Genomic DNA, 9,297 nt, shown 5'->3' on the forward strand with positions numbered 1-9,297 from the left:
GATTTAGTTTATTTACTGCTACTAGTAAATAATTAATAATATTTGCCTATAATTATATGTATTTCATATTTATATTATTTATACTAATTCCTAAAATTTTAATAAATTTTAAGACTTTATCAAATAAGTATCTTATTTTTTGGAATATCTTATTTGAGGATAATTAAATTCTAAAAATATCTATTATTGGCGCCACATGATTATATTTAAATGTATGATTTTTATTATTTCAAAATATATGAATAAAATTTTATTGTTTGGTAAAATCTATTAGTTTACAAAAGAAATGTACTATCGTACCTTTAAGTACATTTTATATTAACTATAATTTTTATATACTAGTTATTTAAATTTCTTTTGGTTTTAATTTTTAGTTTTGCAAACCTATTTAACTAAATATATATAACACTTAATTCTATTATGTATAATGTAACAAAATTTTAAATAGGTTATAATATATTTTTATAGTATACTCTAATACTTGGATTATAATAAAATAATTTAATTTTTTAAAATTTTAATTATTTTTAATTATGTATATAAAATAAATAGGAACTTACAGGTACAATTAGCAACAGTACATTGAATATCCTATTCCTTTGGGTGAATTAGATGATAACATCAAAAGAAAGAAAATTAGCTTCTCAAAAATTACTTAAAATGGCAAATCAAATGTATGATGACATCATAAGGAAAAAAAGGCCTGTAATTAAATTCCCTGTAAGAAGTCTATCAAATGCAAAGTTTGATGACGAAAAGGGTACTTTTACATTAATGGGTAAGGAAAAAGAAAGAACATTTAATGTAAACCAAGCAAAAATATTTGCCCAAACGATAAAAATGATGGAATTCTCAAAGAGTTTGTTAGATACAAATGACTTCTCAACTTTAAGGGAAGCATATTATGTGTCTAAAAACTGGGGTGAAGCCAGATTTGATGACCAGCAACCTTCTAACAGCGTTATAGAGGATTTAGAGGCAGCTTCTGATTTTTTAAGGGAAGATTTAGGTTTCATGCCTGAAGAAGACGGTGCTTCTGTTGTAGGTCCGTTAAAAGTGATTGATAAAACTCAAGATGGTCAGGAAATTATAATTGATTGTACTAAATTAGGTAGTGGAGCTTATAATATTCCTAATGAAGTTACAAATTTAACATTGGAGACAAATGCAGAATTTGTATTGGCAATAGAGACAGCGGGTATGTTTGCAAGGTTAAGTGCCGAAGGATTTTGGAAAAAACATAACTGTATTTTAGTTTCACTAAAAGGTGTACCTTCAAGAGCTACAAGAAGATTTGTAAAAAGATTATCCGACGAGAAAAAGTTGCCTATTTTGGTATTCACGGATGGTGACCCTTACGGATACTTAAACATCTACAGAACTTTAAAAGTAGGTAGTGGTAAGGCAGTTCACTTGGCTGACAAGTTAGCAGTTCCTGAAGCAAGATTAATTGGTGTTACACCTCAAGATATTGTAGACTATGAATTACCTACTCACCCGTTAAAAGACCACGATATTAAAAGGTTAAAAGACGGTTTGAAAAACGATGATTTTGTTAGATCATTCCCTGAATGGCAACATGCTTTGTCCATGATGGCAGATAGCAAAGTAAGGGCAGAACAGCAGTCTTTAGCAAAATATGGTTTAAAATACGTTGTTGAAGAATATTTACCTGCTAAAGTGGAAGACCAAAGAACTTGGTTACCATAATTAGTAAATAACCAATTAAATAGTGTATAATTGGTTTCAAATTACTAATTTGACATATTTCTTTTTATTTTTAGTTTAATATCGTTTTTTATTAATTTTTAATTATTATTTAATATTTTTTTAATATTGACTTAAAATTATAGGTTATAATTCATAGTAAATTTTAAATACAATACCCATAAATAACATTAAGGAGTTTATTAAATAGTCAACTTTAGATGTATTTTTATATTAGTAAGTATTATTTATTGTGTATAAATTTGTTGATAAATCAACTATTAATCTTATACAATTTAACAAGAATAATATGTAAGAATAATAATAAATATCAAAAGTAAAAATAAGAAATATTAAAATATTATTATCTTGATATTGCAAACACGTTGAGGTGAATATTATGGCAGAACAAGTAGTTGAAATATTAGTTACTGGTGGAAAAGCTACGGCAGGTCCTCCATTAGGTCCAGCTATCGGTCCTTTAGGTGTTAACATCATGCAAGTTGTTAACGAAATCAACCAAAAAACAGCTTCATACGAAGGTATGAGCGTTCCTGTAAGTGTTATCGTAGACACTGAAAAAAGGTCATTCAAAGTTGAAGTAGGTATTCCTCCAGCATCAGCTTTAATTATGAAAGAATTAGGTATCGAAAAAGCTGCACAAGAACCAAAACACCAAGTTGCAGGTAACTTAACAATGGATCAAGTTGTTAAAATTGCAAACATGAAATACGAAGCAATGTTATCATACAACATCAAAAACGCTTCAAAAGAAGTTATTGGAACATGTGTTTCATTAGGTGTAAATGTTGAAGGAAAAACTCCAAGAGAAGCACAAAAAGCTATCGATGCAGGAGAATTTGACAGTTTTTTTAACTAATTTGGCAAAAAGCTAAATTAGTTATTACCTATTTCTATTGATTACATTAATTAGATTAATTATGGTTTAAATTTAAAATAGTTGATACTATGACAATGATTTAGAAATAATATAATTAATTAACGATTATATGAAATAGGGTATAAAAGATATATTTGAAAATTGAAAATATCTTATTATTACGTATTTTATTCACTTAAGTATGCGATTATGCGCGTATTTTATGTTAAACTTTGAATTATTAATTTATTCATTTAAATTTATACTATTTGATGTATCAGATATGAATAACGTTATAATAGATTGGAATATGATTTAGTCATATTTTTAATGAGGTTTTGCAAATGACATGTACCATTATTGTAGGCGGTCAATGGGGCGACGAAGGTAAGGGAAAAATCGTAAGTTACCTTTGCGAAAAAGATAATCCTTCAATTATTGCAAGAGGGGGCGTAGGCCCTAATGCAGGTCACACCGTAGAAGTTGGAGATAAAAAATATGGAATTAGAATGGTTCCAACTGGTTTTCCTAATATAAATGCTAAATTAGCAATTGGTGCTGGTGTATTAACCGACCCTGAAGTTTTGGAAAAAGAATTAGTAATGTTAAAAGACTTTAATGTAGCTGAAAGGCTTATATTAGATTCTAATGGCGGAATAATTGAATTAAAACACAGGGAAATGGATAAATCAAATGTTCACCTTTCTAAAGAAATAGGTTCAACGGGTACTGGTTGCGGTCCTGCAAATGTGGACAGAGCAATGAGAACTTTAAAACAAGCTAAAGATGTTGAAAGTTTGCAAAAATACCTTGGAGATGTATCTAAGGAAGTTAATAGTGCAATTGAAAACAAAGAGAATGTTTTAATTGAAGGTACTCAAGGAGCTTTACTTTCCCTTTATCACGGTAGTTACCCATATGTTACCTCTAAAGACACCAACGCATCTTCCTTTGCAGCAGATGTTGGTGTAGGTCCAACTAAAATTGACGAAGTTGTAGTTGTTTTTAAATCATACCCAACAAGAGTTGGAGAAGGACCTTTCCCATCAGAAATGACTGAAGAAGAAGCAGAAGCTTTGGGTGTAATCGAATACGGTACTGTTACAGGTAGAAGAAGAAGAGTGGGTCATTTTGATTATGAACTTGCAAAAAAAGTTTGTGATTTGAATGGGGCAACTCAAATAGCATTAACCTGTTTAGACAAATATGATACTGAATGTTACGGTGTAACAAACTACGAAGATTTATCCGATAAATCAAAAGAATTTATAAAAGTAATGGAACAAAAATTAGGTGTTAAAGTCACATTGATATCTACTGGACCTGAATTAAGTCAAACAATAGATATTAGGGCTAAATAATAGAGTTACTCTATTAAATCTAATAAATCTAATTTCCATTATTTATATTTTTTAAATACTATATTCTCTAATTTATAGCATTCTTAGATAGTATATAGATTATTAATTAACGACTAATTTTTAAAAATATTATTAGAATCTAATTTTGAAGTTTTATAGAATTTAATTTAGACTGAACCTATAGTTAATTATCTAAATAATTTAGTGACTTTTTTAAAATGAAATATTTAAATTTTGACTAATATTTAAATAATAGTATATTTAAATCAATTATAACATTAAAAAAATTAACTTAAAAAAATTATAATTATGTGATATTATGATATTTGACAAAATAACTGATAAGATAATAGTAACAGCTAAGGATTATGAAATGCCTTTCTCAAAAGGACTCCTTGCAAGGTCTTTAACCACTGCGGGAATGAAACCCAGTGAAGCCTACATTTTTGCAAGGGGAATTGAAGCTGATTTGAACCATGACAGCTTAAAAAGAATTTCCAAATACGAATTAAGGCAACGGGTGTATTATTCTTTAATATCTAATGATTATGAAGATATAGCCGAAAAATACTTAATTTGGAGGAGAATCTTAAAAAAGCACTCTGTTATTATACTAGTTGGTGGAGCAAGTGGTGTCGGTACATCAACAATTGCTTTTGAATTGGCTTCTCGTCTGGGTATTTCTAGCGTTATTGGTACTGACTCTATTAGGGAAGTAATGAGACGCAGTATTTCTAAAGATGTAGTACCTATGTTGTACGAATCTTCATACACTGCTTGGAGAGCACTTAGAAATTATGATGAAGATGACGATGACTTATATATACAGGGCTTTATAAGGCACGTAGAACCTGTACTACTGGGTATTGAAGGAATTATCGACAGATGTTTAACAGAAGGTACGAGTGTAATAATAGAAGGCACTCACATCGTTCCAGGGATGATATCTGATAAATATCACGATATTCCAAACGTAATATTCTTAACTCTTACATTGAGTTCTGAAAATGTGCATAAAAAAAGGTTTATAGCAAGAGCTAAGGTTAGCGATAGGCCTTTAGAACGATATTTGGAAAACTTTGAAATTATAAACAATATCAACAAATATATTGTTAAGGATTCAAATGCACACGTTGTTCCAGTGATTGAAAACGTATCTATAAGTGATACAGTTCAAGAATGTTTGGAAATTGTCACAAATAAATTCAATGCTTTGGATGAGGAAGAAGGCGGGGAAATAGAGGAATTAATTTAAACCTACCTTTTTCTATTATTTTTATTATTTTTATTATTTTTATTGCTTTTAATTTAAACTCATATTTGTAAACTATATTATAATTTTTATTTCATTTTTTTTAATTATGTATTTATACAATATTGGAATAAATAATAACACACAATTATTATTTATGACGGTTATAATTTAATTTATACAATCATAATACTTCAATATCGGAAAGATGATAAAATTAAGAAAAACGTAGGGATAGAGCGATAATATGAAAATATTTAAGAAAAGAGATGCAGCAGGTATTATGCACGAATTGGGTCTATTAATGATGAGTATAGGTTCATTAATGATAGTACCAGGAATTTTTGCTGTATATTACTCTGAAAACTGGAGTATATTTGTAGTCCCTGCGTTAGCTTTTATATTATTGGGTTATTTAGTAAATAGATTTACCAAATCTATTCCTATAAAATTAAAGCATGCTATGGTAATATCTGCATTAGCGTGGCTTATGGCTTCTATGATGGGCGCAGTTCCATTAACTTTGAGTATAGACTATTTTGGATATATCGACGGCGTTTTTGAAAGTATGTCGGCTTGGACAACTACTGGATTTAGTATTATTAGTGACGTGGAATCTTTACCAAGGTCTGTCCAACTATGGAGGAGTTTGCAACAATGGGTTGGTGGCGTTGGTGTGCTTGTTATGGTTATATCAATTTTATCCAAAGCAGGGGCTTCTGCATACTATCGGGCTGAAGCAAGAGAAGAGAAAATATTGCCAAGTACATTAGGCACTGTAAAAAAGATATGGCATATCTACATTTTATACACTGTTTTAGGTATCTGTATGCTTTATATAAGTGGTCTAAATCTGTGGGATGCAATAAACATATGTATGTGTGGTATATCCACTGGCGGTATGAGTGTAAGCAATAGTAGTTTTCCTTATGGCGATGTAGCGAAACTAATTATGATAGCAATAATGTACATTGGAGGTGTTGTATCGTTCTCCGTACACCACAATTTATTAACTGGTAAAGATGTACATGATATTCAAACAAAAGCATCGATACCAATATTAGCAATTTCTGCTTTAGTTTTGGTTCTTTCATCAGGAATATCTCCAATAGATGCTTTATTCACCATGGTTTCCGCTATGACGAGTACTGGATTCTCAACCGTTAGCATGGCAGGATTAAGCAATATCTCATTAGCGGTGGTTATTTTCGTAATGGTCATAGGTGGTGCTACAGGTACCACAACAGGTGGTATTAAACTAATGAGATTTTTAATAATGGGAAAAGCGTTCTATTATAAATTAAAAGAATCTGTACTGCCTGCAGGTTCTGTGGTCTATAAAAAAATAGGTAAAAATATAATGTCGGGTAATTTAATCACTGACGCCTTTATAATAGGATTTGGTTATGTTGTTCACTATATAATGGCTAGTTTAATGTTAATATTCTTAGGCTACGACCCTTATAAATCCTTATTTGAGGCTGTTTCGATGGTGGCAAATATGGGTTTATCTGTAAATATTGTAAGTAGTGCTATGCACCCTTTAGCTAAATTAACGGGTATTATATCAATGTGGGTAGGTAGATTGGAAATAATCCCTGTTTACGTGCTTTTGATACTTCCTGCTTATTTAAAATTAAAGGATATGGGAAATAACTCTAAAAATGAAATAATTTGTCAAAAAAATAGGAAATAATTTAATAAATTTAATAAAATGAATTTGGAAATTTAACATATTGTATTTTCAAAACTTCCAATATATTTATTTTAATATTTTAATATTTTTTTATTTTTAATTATTTATTGATTAATTTTAAAACTTCTGCTACCTTTTTACCAACGTTTTGAGCAGTCATTGTACCAAATTCGTCGTTTGCACAGTCCCCTGGTGTTGAACCCCAACCTGTACCTCCATAATGAGCCGTTGGGAATTCGTCTGCAACTACAATCATAGATTGAATGTGCATGTAGTCATGAATTTGTCTTATGGTAGTTTCTTGACCACCATTTCTTGAAGCACCTACTGAAATAGCAGCTCCTACTTTATTTTTAAGTTTTCGGTTTGCACGTAATGACCTGGATCTATCCATTATCATTTTTAATTGAGCGGACACGCCACCGAAGTATACGGGGGAACCTAAGATTATACCATCGGCTTCATCCATTGAATCCACGATATCTTCTATATCATCTATGATAATACAGTTTTCTCCTTTTTTACACATTTCACATGCGATACATGGATTTAATTCTAAACCAGCTAATGATATGAATTCTGTTTCAAAACCTAATTTTTCAGCTTCTTCTAATGCTTTTTTTACAAGATATGATGTATTACCTTCTTTTTTTGGTGAACCACTAATTCCTAATATTTTCATTTTTTCAACCTTATTTATATCGTTATTTTTATCTTTTATTTAATATTTTTAATATTTTTAATATTTTTTTAATATATCGTACTATTAATCATTTATTTTTAAGTATAATTTATTAATCTAATAATTATTCTATCATAATATTTTATTATTTATACTCTTTCATCTATTTATACACGGTTATTGATTAAAATTTAGTTTACTATATTTTTTATTTATTAAATTATGCTTTAATAAACTGGTCATTACATTTTTATGTATCCACCCACCCAATATTACAATATCGATAATATATTATATCATAAACGACATATGTATGGTTAGTCATTATGTGACATGTATGACAATATATATTGCACGTTATATTACCCCTAAAAATAATAGTAACGGTGTTTTTATGGTAAAATTTAAAAAAATAAGTACAAAATTGATAGTTTTGGCCGTAGTTGTAGCATTAGTCCCTTTAATTATATCAAGCGGTTCTTCTCTATCAACTTTACAAGGAAGCATGGCTACTCAAACACATGAGGCCTTAGTAAGTGATGTAAATCTTGCAGAATCTGTAATGGCCATTAAAATGGATTCTTTAAGTTCTTTAAATGATTATACCTCTAAAACATATGGTATGATAAATTCTATAGAAAATAGAGACATTGATGATTTGAATAGCCGTATAAAAATTCTAAATCAAGGTTCAGATATTGATTTAATGGCAATAACTGACAAAAATGGTAAAATTATTTCATCTAATATCAATAAGGATGTAGATGTATCTAATATATTGAATCAATTAATCCCTTCTGGAACAAATCATGGTCTTTTAAAACTATCCTCTAGTTTTATGAGCAATTTCCCAAAATCTAAAATAGATGGGGTTTCTGAAGGTATTGGTTTAGTAGCTATTGACCAAGTTTCCAAAGATGGGCAAGTAATTGGTTATTTGGTTATGGTAAAAATAGTAAATAACGATGCAAGTATCGTTGATGAAATAAAATCCATTACAGGTAATGAAGTTACCGTATTCATGGATAATGTAAGGGTATCTACAAGTATCTTAAACGGAGGTACTAGATTTGTAGGTACAAAATCTTCTGATGAAGTATATTCAGAAACTAAAGCGGGTAATACATACGATGGAGAGGCAAATATTAATGACGAAGACTATATAACTATTTACGAGCCATTACATGACGTAAATGGTAATTATATAGGTATGTTGTTTGTAGGCACTCCTAAAGCCACATATGCAAGTTTAATGAATCAATTAATGACACAATCAGTAATTGTTAGTTTATTGGGCTTATTAATTTCAGTGGCATTAGCATTCTTTATTAGTAAATCTATATCAAAACCAATGGCTTTATTAAAAGAAGGAGCTGAAAAATTTAGTCAAGGTGATTATAGCCATAGGGTTGTAGTTAATACACACGATGAAACTCATGATTTGGCTGAATCCTTTAACGAAATGGCTGATAATGTAGTAGAATTAAATAAAACATTAGACCTGGATAAAGCTAAATTGGCTGAATTATTGCGAGAAATCAGTGAAGTAATGAATAAAGTTGCAGATGGTGACTTAACTGCTAGAATGGTTGAACATGAAGATAATAAAGGTCTAGATAAAGCTATAAACTCCGGAGTAATTAGCACCGGTGATTTGATTTCTGAACTCAAAGAGCAACTTAGTATCTTAGATAATGAAGTGCACAACATTAGAAAAGA

Annotated in this window: 7 protein-coding genes; 6 read left to right on the top strand and 1 reads right to left on the bottom strand. The window is 29.7% G+C overall.

The genetic code is table 11. From position 1 onward, the window contains the following. Positions 1–612 precede the first annotated feature (612 nt). The 5 genes from J2127_RS07605 to J2127_RS07625 all read left to right on the top strand — a co-directional run bounded on the left by J2127_RS07605 (position 613) and on the right by J2127_RS07625 (position 6,896). On the top strand, positions 613–1,710 hold the full coding sequence (locus J2127_RS07605; protein ID WP_209732954.1) for a DNA topoisomerase IV subunit A: 1,098 nt from the start codon (positions 613–615) through the stop codon (positions 1,708–1,710). Between the two features lie 397 nt (positions 1,711–2,107). After that, positions 2,108–2,587, top strand: a complete 480-nt coding sequence (locus tag J2127_RS07610; protein ID WP_209732955.1) for a 50S ribosomal protein L11 — start codon at positions 2,108–2,110, stop codon at positions 2,585–2,587. Positions 2,588–2,931: 344 nt separating this feature from the next. Then, a complete protein-coding gene (locus J2127_RS07615) occupies positions 2,932–3,948 on the top strand; it encodes an adenylosuccinate synthetase (protein WP_209732956.1) in 1,017 nt (338 codons plus the stop codon). A 319-nt stretch (positions 3,949–4,267) separates the two neighbouring features. Beyond that, entirely contained in the window at positions 4,268–5,203 is a 936-nt protein-coding gene (locus tag J2127_RS07620) for a 2-phosphoglycerate kinase (RefSeq protein WP_209732957.1), read from the top strand. A gap of 244 nt (positions 5,204–5,447) precedes the next feature. Then, a complete protein-coding gene (locus tag J2127_RS07625) occupies positions 5,448–6,896 on the top strand; it encodes a TrkH family potassium uptake protein (RefSeq protein WP_209732958.1) in 1,449 nt (482 codons plus the stop codon). 100 nt (positions 6,897–6,996) lie between these two features. Here the strand turns inward: J2127_RS07625 and J2127_RS07630 are convergent, their stop codons facing one another. Further along, positions 6,997–7,578, bottom strand: coding sequence for a flavodoxin family protein (locus J2127_RS07630; protein WP_209732959.1), 582 nt, complete (start codon positions 7,576–7,578; stop codon positions 6,997–6,999). A 394-nt stretch (positions 7,579–7,972) separates the two neighbouring features. On the opposite strand from J2127_RS07630, the gene J2127_RS07635 reads away from it, so the two are divergent. Then, on the top strand, positions 7,973–9,297 hold a 1,325-nt coding region (locus J2127_RS07635), incomplete at its 3' end, for a cache domain-containing protein (protein WP_209732960.1).

It is taken from the genome of Methanococcus voltae, from assembly GCF_017875395.1.
In the GTDB taxonomy this organism is placed as follows: Archaea; AGJL01; Methanococci; order Methanococcales; family Methanococcaceae; genus Methanococcus; species Methanococcus voltae_C.